This window comes from Acinetobacter sp. SK-43 (assembly GCF_015351505.1).
Taxonomy (GTDB): domain Bacteria; phylum Pseudomonadota; class Gammaproteobacteria; order Pseudomonadales; family Moraxellaceae; genus Acinetobacter; species Acinetobacter junii.
Genome location: NZ_JADKPY010000008.1, coordinates 39,874 through 58,729, shown reverse-complemented (window position 1 = coordinate 58,729; position 18,856 = coordinate 39,874). Strand labels below are relative to the sequence as shown.

The following is an 18,856-nucleotide window of genomic DNA, read 5'->3' as shown; positions in this document are numbered from 1 at the left end:
TCCAAGAATCTAACCACTTTAGCCAAACCCTTGTTTATCAACAAGTTTTTATCCGCATCACCGCCGATGGATGTGCATTCTACAGCATTTCTAATCGCTTGCAACCCTGTTTTTTATTATTTTCTTTTGCATGTTTCTTTTTTCTACAAATCTGATGGTTTCGTTGTTTTTATCATCTATTTATGTACAAAAAGCAGGCTCATGGCCTGCTTTTTGTTTTTTAATTGCTGTATTAGTCAGTAAACGTCACACGGGCAATGGCTTTTTTACCAGACTGGATAATATGAGTTCCATTCTCTTTTACAGAGAAACTCATATCCACAACATTCCAATCAACTTTAACTGCACCACGTCCAACGGCATCTTTAGCTGATGCTGCATTCGGATTTAGACCCGCCACACGTAAAATAGTTGCAATAAATAATTCACCACCAAATTCAGCACGAGAAATAGTTACTTCGGGTGTATCTTCAGGAACTTCACCTTCAGTGATTCGATTCCCTGCACTCTTATGTGCATTTTCTGCTGCTTCTGCATCATGGAAACGTTCAACAAGCTCAAGAGCTAAGATGCGTTTAATTTCTTGTGGATTACGACCTGCAGCCATTTCCTCAAGTAGAACTTTAATTTCATCTAATGACTTAAAGCTAAGTAGATCAAAGTAACGTTCAATTAAACTATCTGGCATCGACAAGATTTTTTGATACATTGCACCTGGTGTGTCGAACACGCCAATGTAGTTGCCTAAAGATTTAGACATCTTATTTACGCCATCTAAACCTTCAAGAATAGGTACTGTAATGCATACTTGTGATTCTTGACCATAACGACCTTGCAAGGTACGCCCCATTAACAAGTTAAAGGTCTGGTCTGTACCACCTAACTCAACATCTGCTTCAAGCGCAATCGAGTCATAGCCTTGTACTAATGGATATAAGAACTCATGAATGGCAATAGGCTGATGATTGTTATAGCGCTTAGTAAAGTCATCACGTTCTAACATACGTGATACGGTTTGTTGGCTCGCCAATTGGATCAAATCAGCAGCAGACTTCTGATTGAACCATTCTGAGTTAAAACGGACTTTAGTTTTATTTGGATCTAAGATCTTAAAGACTTGTTCTTGGTATGTTTTTGCATTGGCAAGGACTTGTTCTTTTGACAACGGCGGACGTGTTGCACTTTTACCCGTTGGGTCACCAATCATCGCAGTATAGTCACCGATTAAGAATGTGACTTCATGCCCTAAATCTTGGAAGGTTTTTAACTTATTGATGAGAACAGTATGTCCTAAATGTAAATCAGGAGCCGTAGGGTCAAAGCCTGCTTTTACACGTAGTGGACGATTCTCTTTGAGTTTTTTCAATAAATCTTCTTCAGAAATAATCTCGTGCGTGCCTCGTTGGATGAGAGCAAGCTGTTCTTCGGCGGGCAAGAAATTTGACATCACAAAACCTAAACACATCAGTTATTCAATTTGTGCGATATACTAACATTTTTTCAGCGTCTTGCAGGGGAAGTTGTATATGAGCGCAATCTATATTGGTGTAATGACTGGCACAAGCATGGATGGTGTTGATATTGTTGCAGCTTCTTTTAATCCTTTAACTTTGCACGCAACCCTGACTGTTCCGTTTGATCCAGAATTACGTGATGAATTGATGGCGCTCACTTTGCCTGATGATAACGAAATCGATCGTATGGGCAAAGCTGATGTGGCTCTGGCACAGATGATTGGATATGGTATCAATGAACTGATCAAACAAAATAATTTAGACCGAAATCAAATTAAAGCCATTGGCTCACATGGGCAGACCATTCGTCATCGTCCTGAACATGGGTTTACCTTGCAAATCGGTGATCCCAATATTATTACTGAAATCACTCGTATCCCTGTTATTTCGGATTTTAGACGTCGGGATATGGCTGCTGGTGGTCAGGGTGCACCTTTAGTTCCTGCTTTCCATCAGGCCTTGTTTCAGCATGACAGCATTCATCGCGTCATCTTAAATTTGGGCGGAATTGCAAATGTCAGTATGCTACCTGCAAACAATGCGGACGGCGTATATGGATTTGATACAGGTCCAGCCAATATTTTGATGGATGCATGGTGTCATCGTCATACAGGTCATCCATATGACGAGAATGGTGACTGGGCTGCATACGGCAATCCCATTCGCTCATTGCTAGATCGTTTACAAACACACGAATTTTTTGCCAAAGAACCTCCGAAGAGTACGGGTCGTGAAGACTTTAATTTAGAGTGGTTGGATGAGCAGCTCAGCGATTGGCGAAGTGATTTAGAATACGATGAACTTGAAGATACACCAGAGAATGTTCAAGCAACCTTAATGAAACTGACAACTCGTGCAATTAAGAAAGCAATTTATCGCAGTAAAGATGCTATGCCGACAGGTGAAATTTATGTCTGTGGTGGTGGTGCATATAATTCATATTTACTTGAACAACTACGCTGGCGTTTGCGCAAGCATAATTGGTCTGTGCAAACCACAGATGCGCTGGGTCTTGCTCCAACGTGGGTGGAAGCCACAGCTTTTGCTTGGTTAGCGATGCGTTTTATGAAGCAACTCAGTGGTAATTTACCAGCTGTCACGGGTGCATCAGGAAATCGTATCTTGGGGACAATTACTTCGGTGTAAATAGCAAAAAGCTTCTCGTATCGAGAAGCTTTTTTATATTTTTTTTAAACTTAAATCGAGAAAGAAGATCCACAACCACACGTCGTTGTTGCATTTGGGTTTTGTACAACAAAACGTGAACCTTCCAAACCTTCTAGATAATCAACGACTGAACCGACTAAATATTGATAACTTAATGAGTCAACCAACATTTTAACATCACCATTGGTAAATTCAGCATCGTCTTCATTGGCACTTTCTGCAAAGTTAAAACCATAAGAAAAGCCAGAACAACCTCCACCTGTTACATAGACACGTAACATAAGATCATTATTCCCTTCACTTTCGCGTAATTGGCGAACTTTTTTGGCAGCATTATCTGACAATTCAAGAGCTTGTGCGTTCATGATGGATATTCCTCGACTTTTCTTTGTCTTTCATACATAAAAGACCCGATATTCAGTATAGCATACTCAATATCGGGTCTGTATTTGAAGTTTTAAAGGGCTATTCAAAATACTTTTACAAGATTATTTGTAGTTTTCGTCTTGTAAGCTACATTCAAAATTCTTTGGATTTTCTTTACAACGGAATTGCCACAAAAGCTTCATCATGCGTTTATCGTAAATCCCTTTTGCTGTCAGGTTAATACGTGATTCACGCATAAGTTTTTGATAGCCTGGCTTATCAGACTCAGGAACTTCCATCCAATATTTTTGCGGAATATCCGCCTTCATTTTACCAAGGATACCAAATGCACGTGGTAGTTGGCTTTTAACCCACTCGCGTGACTTTTGACCAAATCCTGCTGGGAATTTATCTGGATGAATAATCAAATTACCTGTCACTTGTAAGATCGGATAATTCACAATTGCGCCTTTTGTACCCAAACCTTTATGCAATTCCAAAGGTTTAAATGCAGCTGCTGGCGCACCAATAATATCAACCTGACCGTTATTAAATTTTGCACCAAAGTTTGTAATATCTGAACTTACAGCCTGCGCTCCGACTTGTGAAGCCATAATTTTTTGTGCTTCATCATAGTCTAATACCGCAATTTTCTTACCTGCAGCTTTTGCCACCGTATTGATATTACGATCATTAACAAGTAAATAAGCATCACCGACTGGGATCACACCGACAACTTCATATTTGCCATTGACCATCGATTTTCCGAACACTGGGCTAGCAAGACCTTGCATCACTTTAACTGCAAGTTTTAAGTCAGTGATTGCGCCAATTGCATCGAGAGAACCTGTAAATTTATTGAATTGGCGACCACGCATTCCTGTGATACTCACACCATCACATTTTCCAGCTTTAAAGTCTTCAGCAATTACAGCCTCATTGGTGCCAACTTTCAATTCGATATCAGCGCCCCAAGTCTTTGCAGCGAGCTGATAATCTTTCATAAGTGCGTAAACATCGCCACTTTTACCAACAATATCAAATACACAGATTGTTTGCTTTGCTTGAGCGCCTGCGGATACGACTGCAACACCTGTTGCAAGCATTAATGTTTTAAACCATTGCATGTTCTTTTTTCCTTTGCATTTTGGTGATTGTTGTGACATCACACCCAAAATCGTAGAACCACGTTTAATTCCCTAATGGTATATAAACGAAATCCCTCATCATCAATCGTAAATCTTCCTGATCAAAATATATTTTAATCTTCACGATTTCATTTGATTTTTATCTCATTATGATTACGAGATTTTAAAGTAAAGGCTATGACTTAAATGACGATCACAAAAAAAACAAAAAGCCTAGATAAATCTAGGCTTTAAGTGTCATTTTTGGCAATTACTGATTATTCACCAGGTAATGCACATTCAAAGTTTGATTTGTTCACTGAACAACGAGATTTTTTCAATACAGACATCATACCTGCATCGTAAATACCACGCTTAGTCAAATCCATACGACCATCACGTAATAATTTTTGATACTTCAATGTATCTTCTGCGCTTAAGTTCATTTTGTACTTCGCTGGAATTTCAGCTTCGTAACGTTTGATCATTGCGAATGCTTTTGGAAGTTGCTTCACAAAGTAATCACGAGATTTTTGACCAAAACCAGCAGGGAATTTTTCTGGACGAATAACAAGATCCGCAGTTACTTGTAAAACTGGGAAGTTGAAGATACCACCATTAGTACCTAAACCCTTGCTCAATTCTAATGGTTTGTATGCATAAGCAGGCGCACCTACCATATCAACTTGACCATTGTTAAATTTAGCAGCGAAGTTAGAAACGTCAGAAAGTACTGCTTGAGCGCCTACGCGTTGTACCATGATTTTTTGAGCATCATCGTAACCCAATACAGCGAATTTCTTACCAGCAGCTTTTTCAATTGAGTTAATGTTCTTGTCACGTACGAAGATATACGCAGCACCCAATGGAGAGATACCCGCTACTTCATATTTGTTACCACCAAGATTAGTCGTCATCTTCGCAGCATTACGAGCATCTAGAACGTAAGTAATCGCACGTTGAGCAATTTCATTGCTCGGCGCACCACCTAAAGAATCGATAGAACCCGCGAATTTGTTGTATGGGCGAGCACGCATTGCTGTCATTGCTACAGCAGCACATTTACCAGCCTTGAAATTATTGTCAGCAACTTGCTCATCAGTGATTGCTAGAAGGTTAACGTCAGCACCCCAACCTTTTGCAGCAAGTGCCCAGTCTTGCATCATTTTGTATGATTCACCTGACTTCCCTAATAAGTCGAATACACACACATCGATTTTTGCTTGAGCAGATGCTGACATGCCCATCATCGCAGTTGCTGCAATAGCTAATGCAATTTTTTTCATATTTTTCATCCTTTCACAAACTTTATGTTTGTCTCCTTGTTGGAAGCAAATATTAATCATGTTTTCTGAAAAAAAATAGAGCTTGTACTCTATTTTTATGTCAGGATTGTTTAATATTTGTCCTTTTTTATATCATCCACTTCTTTTATTAGACATTTTTGTGATAAGTCAAAAGTTGTACGCTAAGGTTCACGATTTGAAATAACGTAAAACTTCTATTCTCCACTCAATGTACATTCAAAGTTTGTACGTTCAACAGTACAACGTGCACGTTTGAGTACGTTCATCATAGTAGCATCGTAAACGCCTTGTTTTGTTAGATTCATACGCCCTTCTCGTAACATTTTTTGATAGCGTACTTTGTCTTCATTCGATAGGTTAATTTTTCGGGCATTCATGCCTGATTCTAAACGTTGCACCATGGCAAAGTTACTTGGAAGTTTATTGATGAACCATTGTCTCGATTGAGTACCAAAATTTGCAGGAAATTTACCTGGACGAATAATCAGATCACCTGTGATATTCACAACAGGGAAATTAAACAAAGCACCATTTGCCAATCCTTTGCTAATTTCTAACGGTTTATAGGCATATGCTGGAGCAGCAATTACATCGACCTGACCGCTGTTAAATTTTTTCACAAAATCAGAAATATCGGATGGCACAGCAATCAGATCTAAGCTTTCAACAATTGTTTTTTGTGCCTGATCGTAATGCAAATAAGCGAATTTTTTTCCTTTCGCTTTTTCTATCGTATCAATTCGTTTATCCCGCACAAAAATATAGGCAAGACCGACTTCAATGATTCCCGCAACTTCGTATTTTTCTCCATTGACGGTTGCAGTCAGACGGCTTTTATTACGTTTGTCGAGCACATAACTAATTGCTTTTTGCGCAATTGTATTACTCGTTACTGCACCCACAGCATCAATCGAACCAGCGAATTTGTTATATTTACGCGCACGCATTGAGGTCATGTATACCCCATCACACTTACCAGCATCAAAGTCTTGTTCAGCTTTTTGTTCATCTTGATAAGCAATTAACTCAACGTCACCCTGCCAAGTTTTTGATGCAAGCTTCCACTCTTCAATCAGTTTATAAGACTCCCCAGCCTTGCCTAACAAATCGAATACACAAATTTCTTGTTTTGCCTGCACAGAAGTGGTCATGGCAAAAAGCGTTGCAGCGCTCAGTGCCCAAAGTCCTTTTTTCATCTTGTTTTCCCTTAATTGCTGTTTTTGCATATTTTTCCACCAGCTAAGGACAAATATAGTCAGGTTTTATTTAAAAGCCTAGTCCTTTTGTCTACATATGTCGGGTTTTTCAGATATTTAACTATCCTGATCACACTTTCTAAAGAGTCAATTGACGATGTCTCATAGCAAAGCATTTGATTGAAATATTTGGACTAATCAGAACTAGGATCAGGATATTTACTATTCACCACCTAAGGAGCATTCAAAGTTTGTGCGTTCTACCGTACAACGTGCGCGTTTCAGAACACTCATCATAATCGGATCGTATACACCTTGTTTCGTCAGATTAATACGTTCGTCTCTTAGTATTCGTTGATAGCGAACCTCATTTTCTTTACCTAAGCTCAATTTATATTTCGCGGGTATAGAGTCTTCTAGGCGTTTAACCATCGTAAAGTTTTTCGGTAGCTGCTTAACAAACCATTCCCGTGACTTTAATCCAAAATTAACAGGAAACTTTTCAGGACGAATAATTAAATCTCCTGTGATATTTACAACTGGGAAGGTAAACATGACACCCGACTTTGCAATCCCTTTTTCAATCTCGAGTGGCTTATAGGCGTACGCAGGTGCAGCAATTACATCGACCTGCTTGCTATTGAATTTTTACAAAATCAGAGATTTCTGAAGGTACTGAAATCATTTGTAAACTATCTACTACTGCTTTTTGAGTTATATCGTAGTGAAGATAGGCAAACTTTTTTCCTTTGGCTTTTTCGATCGTATTTAAATTTTTATCTTGTACAAATACATAAGCCAAACCAAATTGTAAAATGCCAGCAACTTCGTAGTTTTGATCATCAACTTTTGCCAGTAATCGGTGCTTATTGCGTTTATCTAAAGCAAAACTAATCGCCTTTTGTGCTACATCATTACTGGTCACACCACCAATCGCATCAATCGAACCTGCAAAACGATTGTATTTGCGGGCCCGCATAGAGGTCATATACACACCATGACAGATTCCTGACTCGAAGTCTTTTTGTGCCTTCGCCTCATCCTGATATGGGATCAATTGAATTTCAGCTTGCCAATTTTTAGCCGTGACAGCCCATTCTTGCGTCACTCCAAATGTTTCACCTGCTTTTCCTAATAAATCAAATACACATACTTTTTGTTTTGCTTGAACAGTCGTTGCAAACCCCATCAATGTTAAGATTGATAAAGCAAATAGCCCCTTTTTCATTTTTCCCCTTATAAAAAAATAAAAACACACTTTAAAAAAACAAAAAATTATTCACCACCAAGACTGCATTCAAAGTTTGTGCGTTCAACCGTGCAACGTGCACGTTTTAAAACACTCATCATGGTTGAATCATAAATATCACGCTTGGTTAAACTGATTCGTGCTTCACGTAGAATTTGTTGATAACGGGTTTTATCTTCCTAACTTAAATTAATTTTATATTTTGCAGGTAAATCCGCTTCAATACGTTGTATCAAGGTGAAATTACTTTTTAAGCGTCCAAGAAACCAATCTCGTGAGTTTTGTCCAAAATTACTCGAAAATTTTTCAGGACGAATAATCAGATCTATTGTCATATTTACAGCTGGAAAGGTAATGATTGCTCCATCCTCTCCAAGCCCCTTATATAGCTCTAGAGGCTTATATGCGTAGGCTGGTGCTGCCATGATGTCAGCTTGACCACTATTAAATTTCTTTGCGATATCCGAAATATCTGACAATACTGCTTGCCCACCTAGACTTCGAACGACAATTTTTTGTGCTTCGTCATATCCAAGCACCGCAAATTTTTTCCCTTTGATTTTCTCAATGGTGTTGATCTTTTTATCTCGGACGAATATATATGCCAGAGCAATTTCTGATATACCTGCAACTTCTTAGCTCTGATTTCCAACCCTACTTACCAAACGACGCTGATTACGTTTATCTAAGGCAAAGCTGATTGCTTTTTGGGCTATTGCATAGGTTGGAACTGCACCAATTGCATCAACAGACCCAGCAAATTTATTGTAAGTTCGCGCGCGCATAGAAGTCATATACACGCCATCACATTTCCCTTGTTGAAAATCCTTTTCAGCCTGAGCTTCATTTTGGTAACTGATCAGATCAATATCACCACGCCAAACTTTTGCAGCTAACGCCCACTATTCAATCATTTTGTAAGCCTCTCCTGACTTACCTAATAGATCAAATACACAAACTTTTGCCGCATTTGATGATGTATTTACCCCAAAAATTAACATTGCCCCCAATGCCAAAATTCCCTTATTCATCCTGAATTCCTGTCGTATAGTTTTGGTCTTGTTACTTATTTTTTCATCTAAACTAAATAATAATCTGATTTTAAACACAGAAGTAGAGTTTTTACTCTATTTTTATCATCTAAATGCATTTGATTTCAGCTTTGCATAAATTCATATAAAAATTTGCAATCGCTTCGGATCACCTTAAAATGCGGCTATCTATTCGCTATTTTGCATACTCATGATCCAATTTGACCAAGTTTCTTTACGCCGTGGTGGGCGCGTTCTCTTCCAAAAAGCATCTATGCAACTTCATCCAGGCTGGAAAATTGGTCTCACGGGCGTAAATGGCGCAGGAAAATCTACGTTATTTGCAGCACTTTTAGGTGATTTGGTCGCTGATGAGGGAAATCTAAGTCGTCCGTCTGTTTGGACAGTGGCTCATATGGCACAAGAAATTAAAGCCTTAGATATTCCTGCCATCGACTTCGTACTTTCAGGTGACGAAGAGTATTGGACGATTCAAGAAAAACTCGCGCATCCTGATCATTTAAGTAATGAGAATTTGGCACACCTTCATGGTCGTTTTGATGAAATTCATGGTTATGCTGCCCCTGCTAAAGCAGCACAACTGATGGCTGGACTAGGCTTTTTAGATCATCAAATTCGATTAAATGTAGCCAGCTTTTCAGGTGGATGGCGCATGCGACTTAATCTTGCTAGAACACTGATGAGTCGTTCAGATTTATTATTATTAGATGAACCAACCAACCATTTAGATTTAGATGCAATTTTATGGCTTGAGGACTGGCTTAAAGCTTATGAGGGTACTCTGGTTTTAATCTCACACGATCGTGATTTCTTGGATGCAGTGACTGATCATATTCTGCATATCGAAAACCAAGAATTAACCTTGTATACAGGAAATTACTCAACATTTGAGACCACACGAAGCGAACGTTTAGCACAACAACAACAAGCTTTTGAGAAGCAACAAGAAACACGTGCTCATTTACAGAAATTTATTGATCGTTTCAAAGCAAAAGCCACCAAAGCTCGCCAAGCCCAAAGTCGGATTAAACAATTAGAACGTATGCAGCAATTAGCACCTGCACATGTGGATACACCTTTCACCTTTAGCTTCCGTGAACCTACAAAAATGAGTTCACCATTACTCAGTCTTGATGGTGCAACGATCGGTTACGGCGACAAAGTCATCGCTGAAAAAATTCGTTTGCAGATTACGCCAAGCTCTCGAATAGGCTTACTCGGAATGAATGGCGTAGGTAAATCCACTCTAATCAAAACCTTGGTTGGTGACTTGCCACTATTAGCTGGAGAGCGTAAAGCTTCTGAACTTCTTAATATCGGTTATTTTGCTCAGCATCAAATGGATGCTTTAGACGCGCATGCAAGCCCAATGCTTCAACTGGCACGTATCGCAGATAAACAAATCAGTGAATCGTCTTTACGCTCTTTCTTGGGTGGCTTTGGCTTCAGTGGTGAACGCATGGACACACCATGTGAGAGCTTCTCTGGTGGAGAACGTGCTCGTCTAGCTTTAGCTTTAATTGTTTGGCAACGTCCTAATGTACTGATTCTAGATGAACCGACTAACCATTTAGATTTAGATATGCGCCACGCTTTGACCATGGCATTGCAAGATTTTGAGGGTGCGGTGGTCTTGGTTTCGCATGAACGTCAATTGATTGCAAGTGTGTGCGATGATTTGTTACTTGTTCATGCAGGAAAATGCACAGAGTTTGAAGGTGATCTTCAGGACTATGCAAAATGGTTACGTGAAGCGCGCCAACAACAAATAAATGCACAGAGTGCTTCACAACAAGAGAGTAATTCATCTCAATTTGCTGCTCCTAAAGTTGATAAAGAAGCTCAACGTAAAGAAGCTGCTCGCCGTCGTGAACTGACTCGACCTATCCGAAAAGACATGGAAAAAGTCGAATCACAGATTGGTAAAATTCAACCACGACTCATTGAGATCGAAGAACTTCTAGGCGACACGACGCTTTATGAAGCAAATCGCAAAAATGATCTCATGAAGCTCATGAATGAACAAAATGAACTCAAAGCCAAATTGGAAAGTTTTGAAGAGCAATTACTTGAATTCATGATGAGTTTAGAGGAACTTGAAGGCTCATTTGAAAACTAAGCAACATCCCCTAACCACACCAAATGTGTGGTTAGGTTTTTTCAATTTAATCAATACAAGAAAAATAGAAACTCAAACTCAATTACATTGATAATCCATATTTAAATATCATGTCTTTTTCTATCTAATCAGTTAAATTAAAAAATGGAAATTTCCTCAAAAATTGAGCTTTGTGTTTAGGCTCGATATACTCAGCTCCCATCATTCTAAAGTTGTGACTTTCGATTGACGTTTAAAACGTCTACTTTCTTAATATTTTTTGTACTTCAATTTGGTAAGTACCTGATTTGGACTCATACAAACTGAATGAATTCTTTAGATTTTATTTTTAATTTTGAACATTTTCTTCCAATCTTGATCCAAGAATATGGCGTTTGGATCTACGCTATTCTTTTTTTAATTATATTTGCAGAAACCGCTTTTGTTTTTATGTTCTTCCTCCCTGGTGATAGTTTATTACTCACTGTTGGTGCACTCTGCTCAGTCATTGAAATGATGCATCTTGGCTATATGATTAGTTTATTGTTTGTAGCCGCAACATTGGGCTATATGGTGAATTATCATATTGGTCGTCATTTTGGTGATCGTATTTATAAAATGGATTCACGCTTTATCAAACAAGAATATTTAAGAAAGACTAATACATTCTTCCTAACTCATGGTGGTAAAACGATTCTTCTCGCACGTTTTATTCCTTTTGCGCGCTCTTTTGCCCCTTTAGCAGCGGGCTCTGGCAACATGAATTATATGCGTTTCGTAGTCTATAACGTTTTAGGCGCATTGTTATGGATCAGTGTTTTAGTCACCGCTGGATATTTATTTGGTCATGCCTTAATTCAGGTGAATGATTTAGTTGACCAATAGCAAAGGTTCCACGTGGAACAAAAAAGAGCTTAAAACCAGTTTAGTTTTAAGCTCTTTTTTATAATGATCTTAAAGTTAATCTAAGTATCATTTAAATTGTTGGTGATACTCATTGCGCAATTTAACCAACTCTAGTGCCTGTACTTTGGCTTGTTCGAGTTGCCCCTTTTCAACCAAAGCATTGACTGAATCAATTTGAGCTAACAATAGATCTAAGCCATGTTGATATGCTTTAAGCTGTTCATCATCTTTAGACACACCTTCAAGCTTATGCGGTGAAGAAGCCTTTGATGCAACAGCTGCTTTGCGCATAAGCATCAATTGTTTCTTCGCTTCTGCTAAATCCTGAGTTTGAGCAAAAGCCGTCATACTTTTAGCCAATACTCGCATATCTGTTTCAAGTTGATGAGCAGATACACCTTGATTGAACATCAACACACTTGCAAATAAAGTAGCTAAGCAAAATCCTTTTTTCATTAAAAATATCCTTTTTAGCGCTTAAGCATCAATATCTGCATTCAAGGCATTCTCTTCAATAAATGCACGACGTGGTTCAACATCATCACCCATTAAACAAGAGAACATACGATCAGCTTCAATGGCATCATCAATCGTCACTTGGAGCATATGACGGTTTTCAGGATCCATCGTGGTTTCCCAAAGCTGCTCAGCATTCATCTCACCCAAACCTTTATAGCGTTGGATCATCATGCCGCGACGAGAATCTTGCAAAATATGCTGCCATACTTGATGGAAACTATTCACCTGAATACGACGATCACCCTTCTGCAAATAAGCGCCCGTTTCGAGCAACGTAAACCAGCTCTTCGCATTCTTCAGTAAGCGTGCATATTCAGCAGAGTTTAACAATCCTGCGTCAAGCAAATATGAATGTGGCAAGTTATGTACATACACGGTGACACGTGGCCAATAATGAGCTGATTTCTCGCCGTGAGAATTCTCACGTTCAAATGATTCTAAAGAAATCTCTGGACGTAAACTTGGTTGGAGTTTCTCAATTGCAGCACGTAATTGTTCTGCCCAAGACTCAACATAATCACGCTCATGATTGTGATCCGCTTTAAAAGCTTCTAGTTCAAGCAGACCATCTAACAAACTCGCAGGATAGCGTAGTGTTAAACGCTGCAAGCTTTTTTGCGACACTTGATAATCTGCGATAACTTTAGCCAAAGCTTCACCCGTAATCGCAGGTGAATCTGCACTTATATGCAAAGCAAGTTCATCAATCGCATTCGAAATAAGGTAGGTTTCTAATGCATCATTATCTTTGATGTATTGCTCCTGCTTACCTTTCTTTAATTTATACAAAGGTGGCTGAGCAATATAAATATGACCACGTTCTACCAATTCTGGCATTTGACGGAAGAAGAAAGTCAACAACAAGGTACGAATGTGTGAACCATCAACGTCCGCATCGGTCATGATAATGATTTTGTGATAACGTAATTTATCAGGGTTGTATTCTTCACGACCAATACCACAGCCTAAAGCTGTAATCAGCGTTCCAACTTCCTGACTTGAAATCATCTTGTCAAAACGTGCTCGTTCAACGTTTAGGATTTTACCTTTCAACGGCAAAATAGCCTGCATCTTACGGTTACGACCTTGCTTGGCACTACCGCCCGCAGAGTCACCCTCGACTAGATACAGTTCAGACAATGCTGGATCTTTTTCCTGACAGTCGGCTAATTTTCCTGGTAAACCTGCAATATCTAAAGCACTCTTACGACGTGTCATTTCACGCGCTCGACGAGCTGCATCACGTGCACGAGCTGCATCAATAATTTTGCCCGCGATTGATTTTGCTGCTTGAGGGTTTTCAAGCAAATAAGCTGAAAACTCTTTATTCATTGCTTGTTCAACAGCAGGTTTAACCTCACTCGAAACCAACTTCTCTTTGGTTTGAGAAGAGAATTTTGGATCAGGAACCTTTACTGAAATAATTGCAGTCAAACCTTCACGAGCATCATCACCTGAAACGGCCACTTTCTCTTTTTTGAGTAAGTTTTCATTTTCCATGTAGCTGTTTAAACCACGGGTCAAAGCCGCACGGAAACCTGCTAAGTGAGTACCACCATCTTTCTGTGGAATATTGTTGGTAAAGCAACGAACATTCTCTTGATAGCTATCATTCCACTGCAATGCCACTTCCACCCCAATGCCATTGTCAGCATCAGTCGTGAAGTGAAAAATTTCATTGAGATGTGTTTTGCCTTCGTTAATATATTTAACGAATTCTGATAAACCACCTTCGTAATCATAAACATTTTCGAGATTAACGCGTTCATCACGCAATACGATACGCACACCCGCATTCAAGAAAGAAAGCTCTCTTAAACGACGTGCGAGGATATCCACACTAAAAATGGTTTGACTAAAAGTAAGCTCACTTGGCCAGAAACGAACAGTTGTTCCTGTTTTATCTGTCTCACCCACAACCTTCAATGGATATTGAGGATCGCCATGGCAATATTCTTGCTCATGAATTTGACCTGCACGTTGAATGGTCAAATGTAATTTTTTAGACAGGGCATTTACAACTGAAACACCAACACCGTGTAGACCACCAGAAACTTTATAACTGTTGTCATCAAATTTACCACCTGCATGCAGGATAGTCAGAATCACTTCTGCCGCAGATACACCTTCTTCAGGGTGAATATCTGTCGGAATACCACGACCATTATCAGATACGCTAACAGATTCATCTTCATGAATCGTCACTAGAATTTCATCACAGTGACCTGCTAGTGCTTCATCAATCGCGTTATCCACCACCTCAAACACCATATGGTGCAAACCTGTACCATCATCGGTATCCCCAATGTACATACCAGGACGTTTACGAACCGCGTCTAATCCACGTAATACTTTAATGCTAGAGGAATCATAAGCCTTTTCATTTGTTTGTTCTGTTTGAGAGACTGATTGAGACTCTGAACTCATGGTTACTCCCTAGTTAATATCGAATCTATCCAAAAATGAGGAAATAAAATTATGGTGCAGCAAGACTGACTTGACCGTGTACAACATGGAACAATTGAAAGGAAATCGACAAATCATGTAAGTGTTTTAATACCGACGCATGGTCTAAGGTGGTCAGAAAAACCTGACTTCCTAACTGACTCAGTCGCTCAATTAAACGTTGTTGTGCAGCTACATCTAACTCTGCTGTCAGATCATCTAATAATACCACAGTTTCCTTGTTACTCGCATGTAGCATTGCAATTTGTGACAGTTTTAATGCCATGATTAACAACTTTTTTTGCCCTCGAGACAACACATCATCAGCGTTACCTTGTGGGGTTTTTAGACGTAAATCAGCCCGATGCGGACCGTATTCAGTATATCGACGCTCAAGGTCTTTTTGATGCTGTTGAATAAGGTCTTGAAACAACCCTTGCTCAGTATGAAATCCTGAATAGTATTCGAGTTCAATATCAATATCTGGCAAAAGCTGCTGTAAATCCTCACGAAAATATTGATTCCATTGCTCAACGATACTGATCCGTTGTGAATGTAAAATTTCACCATATTCACTAAGCATTTTGTTCCACGGCTCAAGTTCAGACAAACTGAGATTTCGACGTGTTTTTAATAAACTGTTTCGTTGTTTCAGAGCACGTGAATAATACTGCCAAGCAAAATAAAACTCAGGTTCCACGTGGAACATCAACCAATCCAAGAGCTGACGACGAGGTTTAGCACCATGATCGATAATATCGGTACTTTGCGGATCAATATGCTGCAAAGGGAGCAACTTTGCTAGCTGCCCTTGCGTTGCAATCGTATCGCCATTGACCTTAATTAATTGCTCACCAGAAATGAGTTTTTTCATGCCGATACGCTCAGTTGCGGACTGAGCAAATACGATCGCATCATTACACTGATGCTGAATATAATGTTTTGGAATATGCGTGCGAAAAGAGCGTCCAGTTGCTAACAAATGAATAGACTCTAGAATTGATGTTTTTCCAGAACCATTCGCACCATAGAAAATATTAAACGGCTGCAACTCAGTGAGTGCAACCGTCTTCAAATTTCGTACACGTTCTATATTTAAACGCGTGATTTGCATGATTTAAACCTAATACAACAATGCAAATTAAACTCGCATAGGCATAACAACATAAGTTTGATCAGGATGCGCAGGATCTTGTACCAATACCGACTGATTCGCCTCTGTCATACTCATTCGCACATCATCACCATCAAGAACACTCAACACATCAAGGATATATTGAGCATTAAAAGACATTTCAAGAGGTGCATCTTGATATTGGATGACCAAATCTTCACTCGCCTCGTCCTGCTCAGGGTTATTGGCGCGTAATTGCAATGTATCTTGGCTAAAATTCAAGAAAACACCACGTAATTTCTCATTACTTAAAATTGCAACGCGTTGTAGCGATTGCTTAAACACATCATGTGCAATCAACACATGTTTGTCACCACCACGTGGAATCACACGGCGATAGTCAGGGAATTTACCATCAATCAACTTAGTCGTAAAACGAACTGTAATATCACCCTGTTCCTTATCTCGACTTGGTGTATTGATAGTTACATTCAACAACTCACGACCGATTAATAAAGTGAGTTGTTCATCTTCAATACTGAGCAAGCGTTGTAACTCCCCTACTGCCTTGCGAGGAACGATCGCCTGAATTGAAGATGTCGCTGTTGATGAAGCCAATACTTCACACAATGCTAAACGATGACCATCAGTCGTCACTGTACGCAACTGATTTTGATCAATTTCTAGTAATGTTCCTGTTAAATAAAAGCGAACATCCTGAACTGCCATAGCAAATGCAGTCTTTTCAAATAAACGTTTGAGTTCACGCTGAGTGACTTGAACTTGCGTGCCTAAACTATTCTCAGTAGAAAGTAGTGGATAGTCTTCAGCTGGAAGAGTACCCAATACAAAACGACTGTTACCTGATTTCAAGATACAACGTTGATCTTCTGTGATTTGTAAATCGATCAAAGCCGCACTAGGGAGTGACTTACAAATTTCGACTAATTTACGCGCAGGAACCGTCGTTTCACCTGCTTCAATACAAGCACCATCAGCTAAGGTCGTACTTGCCACCAACTCAACTTCCAAATCAGAACCTGTGATCGTCAAGGCCTGCTGTGTGGTTTGAATTTTAACGTTTGAAAGAATATTCAACGTATGACGGCGCTCCACCGCACCCACAACGTGTGACAAAACATTGAGTAAACTTTCTTTAGCGATTTTCAAACGCACGATTTTATTCCTCTTACAACGGAAGCCGATAAAAATGTTAGCAGTGTACTATGCTGCACTTAAAACGAGTTTGCAACTCTGAAAATGAGTTTAACTTTGTAACAGACGAAGTAGATTTTTATAATCTTCATTAAAAATCGGATCTTCTTCGCGAAGACTTACAACCTTTTCACAAGCATGCATCACCGTACTGTGATCTCGACCACCAAAGGCCATTCCAATCTCAGGGAAACTATCCCCTGTCAATTCACGTGCTAGCCCCATTGCTAACTGACGAGGGCGAGCATAAATACGGGTACGCTTCGGTCCAACCAATTCTTTTAAGGGAATACGGAAATACTCACTCACGACGCGTTGAATATTCTCAACACTAATCGTTCTCGCTCGAATCGCTAACACATCTTTCAATGATTCACGTACCACATCAAGATCAATAGAGGTACCTTTAAAGCGAGAAATAGCGACAACCTTATTCAACGCGCCTTCAAGTTCACGAACGTTTGCCACTACTTGTTGAGCGATAAATAAAGCACAATTGCGAGGTAAATCAACACCACTATTTTCAGCTTTTTTAAGCAAAATCTCGATACGAGTTTCAATATCTGGTGGTTCTACACCCACCGATAAACCCCATGAAAAACGAGAAACCAAACGAGGATCCAATTCAGTTAATTCTTTTGGATAACGATCTGAAGTTAAAATAATTTGCTTGGATTCATCTAACAGAGCATTAAACGTATAGAAGAACTCAACAAGACTTGCTTCTTTACCTGCAAGTAAATGAATATCATCGACCAATAATAAATCTAGAGAACGACAGTTTTTCTTAAATTCTTCAACTTTGCCTTTTTGCAAAGAGCTTACAAAGTCTTGTACAAAACTTTCAGAAGTCATGTACATCACACGCGCATTCGGTTTTGCTTGTAACAGCGCATTTCCGACAGCTTGCATCAAATGTGTTTTACCCAAACCTGTAGGGCCATAGAGAAACAATGGATTATGTTGCGATGCACCAAGCTGCGTTAAAACTTTTCGACAAGTTTCAGCTGCCATCTGGTTTGAACGACCTTCAACAAATAAAGAAAAAGTGAATAAAGGGTTTAATTGTCTTTTCTTAGGAATTTTAGAAACTGGGGGATTCGCTTGAACCAATTCAGCTTCTTTTTTTACTTTTATTGGGGAAGGCACTGCTGTGCTCAAAGCAGCTGTCGTTGTTGCAGGCTGTTCACTCGAAGATAAAATCGTTCCAGGTCTTGAATCGACCAATATCTCTACTTGACGCACTCGCCCTTCAGACAGTTGTTCAGCCAATATAGAAATCAACTCGAGATGATTATCTTGAATATAACGAGTCCAATAAGGGTTGGGTGCATATAAACGCATCACACCATCCACTTCTTCTGCAACTAACGGGCGAATCCACATCGCAAAGACGTTATCAGATAGCTCTTGTCGCAAGCGAGTTAAGCAGTCTGTCCAGAGCATGTGCATCCCCTATATATCCATTTTTTTAAATTTAAAAGTAAAAAAGCCTACACCCCACCTTTCGAAGGGGTCGCCATTCTAACCAAGTTATCCACATCTGTCAGGCAAATTTATGGGACTTTTGCTGAAAAAGAA

Annotated in this window: 14 protein-coding genes and 2 pseudogenes; 4 read left to right on the top strand and 12 right to left on the bottom strand. The window is 39.4% G+C overall.

Going from position 1 to position 18,856, the window contains the following annotated elements; genetic code table 11:
* A partial coding sequence (locus IRT38_RS17505) for a hypothetical protein (RefSeq protein ID WP_227592133.1) occupies positions 1–243 on the top strand: 243 nt, incomplete at its 5' end.
* Here the strand turns inward: IRT38_RS17505 and tyrS are convergent.
* A complete protein-coding gene (tyrS, locus tag IRT38_RS03180) occupies positions 233–1,465 on the bottom strand; it encodes a tyrosine--tRNA ligase (RefSeq protein WP_194596935.1) in 1,233 nt (410 codons plus the stop codon). The genes IRT38_RS17505 and tyrS overlap by 11 nt on opposite strands.
* 61 nt (positions 1,466–1,526) lie before the next feature.
* Between tyrS and IRT38_RS03175 the strand changes: the two genes are divergently transcribed.
* Positions 1,527–2,660, top strand: a complete 1,134-nt coding sequence (locus tag IRT38_RS03175; RefSeq protein ID WP_194596934.1) for an anhydro-N-acetylmuramic acid kinase — start codon at positions 1,527–1,529, stop codon at positions 2,658–2,660.
* Between the two features lie 50 nt (positions 2,661–2,710).
* On the opposite strand, the gene erpA is transcribed toward IRT38_RS03175, so the two are convergent.
* From erpA to IRT38_RS03145, 6 genes and pseudogenes are all read right to left on the bottom strand, one after another.
* The gene (erpA, locus tag IRT38_RS03170) at positions 2,711–3,046 is read right to left on the bottom strand and encodes an iron-sulfur cluster insertion protein ErpA (RefSeq protein ID WP_004914604.1); all 336 of its coding nucleotides are present in this window, start codon (positions 3,044–3,046) and stop codon (positions 2,711–2,713) included.
* Between the two features lie 123 nt (positions 3,047–3,169).
* Positions 3,170–4,174 (bottom strand): putative solute-binding protein, encoded by a 1,005-nt coding sequence (locus tag IRT38_RS03165; protein WP_194596933.1) that lies wholly within the window; start codon positions 4,172–4,174, stop codon positions 3,170–3,172.
* 278 nt (positions 4,175–4,452) lie between these two features.
* Positions 4,453–5,460, bottom strand: coding sequence for a putative solute-binding protein (locus tag IRT38_RS03160; protein ID WP_004965197.1), 1,008 nt, complete (start codon positions 5,458–5,460; stop codon positions 4,453–4,455).
* A 215-nt stretch (positions 5,461–5,675) separates the two neighbouring features.
* On the bottom strand, positions 5,676–6,677 hold the full coding sequence (locus IRT38_RS03155) for a putative solute-binding protein (RefSeq protein WP_087540378.1): 1,002 nt from the start codon (positions 6,675–6,677) through the stop codon (positions 5,676–5,678).
* Between the two features lie 222 nt (positions 6,678–6,899).
* A pseudogene (locus tag IRT38_RS03150) lies at positions 6,900–7,905 on the bottom strand (putative solute-binding protein).
* Between the two features lie 47 nt (positions 7,906–7,952).
* Positions 7,953–8,957, bottom strand: a pseudogene (locus IRT38_RS03145) (putative solute-binding protein).
* Between the two features lie 211 nt (positions 8,958–9,168).
* Here IRT38_RS03145 and IRT38_RS03140 point away from each other — a divergent pair.
* Together IRT38_RS03140 and IRT38_RS03135 are read left to right on the top strand one after the other, a co-directional pair.
* Positions 9,169–11,097, top strand: a complete 1,929-nt coding sequence (locus IRT38_RS03140; RefSeq protein ID WP_194596932.1) for an ATP-binding cassette domain-containing protein — start codon at positions 9,169–9,171, stop codon at positions 11,095–11,097.
* Between the two features lie 306 nt (positions 11,098–11,403).
* Positions 11,404–11,961, top strand: coding sequence for a VTT domain-containing protein (locus IRT38_RS03135; protein WP_042891861.1), 558 nt, complete (start codon positions 11,404–11,406; stop codon positions 11,959–11,961).
* 87 nt (positions 11,962–12,048) lie between these two features.
* Here IRT38_RS03135 and cybC read toward each other — a convergent pair whose 3' ends face one another.
* The 5 genes from cybC to dnaA form a co-directional block, all read right to left on the bottom strand.
* Positions 12,049–12,438 carry a cytochrome b562 gene (gene cybC / locus IRT38_RS03130; protein WP_004914578.1) on the bottom strand — a complete coding sequence of 130 codons (390 nt, stop codon included), beginning with the start codon at positions 12,436–12,438 and terminating at the stop codon, positions 12,049–12,051.
* Between the two features lie 21 nt (positions 12,439–12,459).
* Positions 12,460–14,928, bottom strand: coding sequence for a DNA topoisomerase (ATP-hydrolyzing) subunit B (gyrB, locus tag IRT38_RS03125; protein ID WP_004950013.1), 2,469 nt, complete (start codon positions 14,926–14,928; stop codon positions 12,460–12,462).
* Positions 14,929–14,977: 49 nt separating this feature from the next.
* On the bottom strand, positions 14,978–16,060 hold the full coding sequence (gene recF / locus IRT38_RS03120; RefSeq protein WP_194596931.1) for a DNA replication/repair protein RecF: 1,083 nt from the start codon (positions 16,058–16,060) through the stop codon (positions 14,978–14,980).
* 27 nt (positions 16,061–16,087) lie between these two features.
* Positions 16,088–17,236: a DNA polymerase III subunit beta gene (gene dnaN, locus IRT38_RS03115; protein ID WP_004914569.1), complete on the bottom strand. Its 1,149-nt coding sequence runs from the start codon at positions 17,234–17,236 to the stop codon at positions 16,088–16,090.
* A gap of 90 nt (positions 17,237–17,326) precedes the next feature.
* On the bottom strand, positions 17,327–18,721 hold the full coding sequence (gene dnaA, locus IRT38_RS03105) for a chromosomal replication initiator protein DnaA (RefSeq protein ID WP_194596930.1): 1,395 nt from the start codon (positions 18,719–18,721) through the stop codon (positions 17,327–17,329).
* Between the last annotated feature and the right edge of the window lie 135 nt (positions 18,722–18,856).

What these genes read in the sequence shown, in the direction of transcription:
- tyrS (WP_194596935.1), bottom strand. Translation starts at nt 1,465, where the DNA reads ATGTGTTTAGGTTTTGTGATGTCAAATTTCTTGCCCGCCGAAGAACAG.
- IRT38_RS03175 (WP_194596934.1), top strand. Translation starts at nt 1,527, where the DNA reads ATGAGCGCAATCTATATTGGTGTAATGACTGGCACAAGCATGGATGGT.
- erpA (WP_004914604.1), bottom strand. Translation starts at nt 3,046, where the DNA reads ATGAACGCACAAGCTCTTGAATTGTCAGATAATGCTGCCAAAAAAGTT.
- IRT38_RS03165 (WP_194596933.1), bottom strand. Translation starts at nt 4,174, where the DNA reads ATGCAATGGTTTAAAACATTAATGCTTGCAACAGGTGTTGCAGTCGTA.
- IRT38_RS03160 (WP_004965197.1), bottom strand. Translation starts at nt 5,460, where the DNA reads ATGAAAAAAATTGCATTAGCTATTGCAGCAACTGCGATGATGGGCATG.
- IRT38_RS03155 (WP_087540378.1), bottom strand. Translation starts at nt 6,677, where the DNA reads ATGAAAAAAGGACTTTGGGCACTGAGCGCTGCAACGCTTTTTGCCATG.
- IRT38_RS03140 (WP_194596932.1), top strand. Translation starts at nt 9,169, where the DNA reads ATGATCCAATTTGACCAAGTTTCTTTACGCCGTGGTGGGCGCGTTCTC.
- IRT38_RS03135 (WP_042891861.1), top strand. Translation starts at nt 11,404, where the DNA reads ATGAATTCTTTAGATTTTATTTTTAATTTTGAACATTTTCTTCCAATC.
- cybC (WP_004914578.1), bottom strand. Translation starts at nt 12,438, where the DNA reads ATGAAAAAAGGATTTTGCTTAGCTACTTTATTTGCAAGTGTGTTGATG.
- gyrB (WP_004950013.1), bottom strand. Translation starts at nt 14,928, where the DNA reads ATGAGTTCAGAGTCTCAATCAGTCTCTCAAACAGAACAAACAAATGAA.
- recF (WP_194596931.1), bottom strand. Translation starts at nt 16,060, where the DNA reads ATGCAAATCACGCGTTTAAATATAGAACGTGTACGAAATTTGAAGACG.
- dnaA (WP_194596930.1), bottom strand. Translation starts at nt 18,721, where the DNA reads ATGCTCTGGACAGACTGCTTAACTCGCTTGCGACAAGAGCTATCTGAT.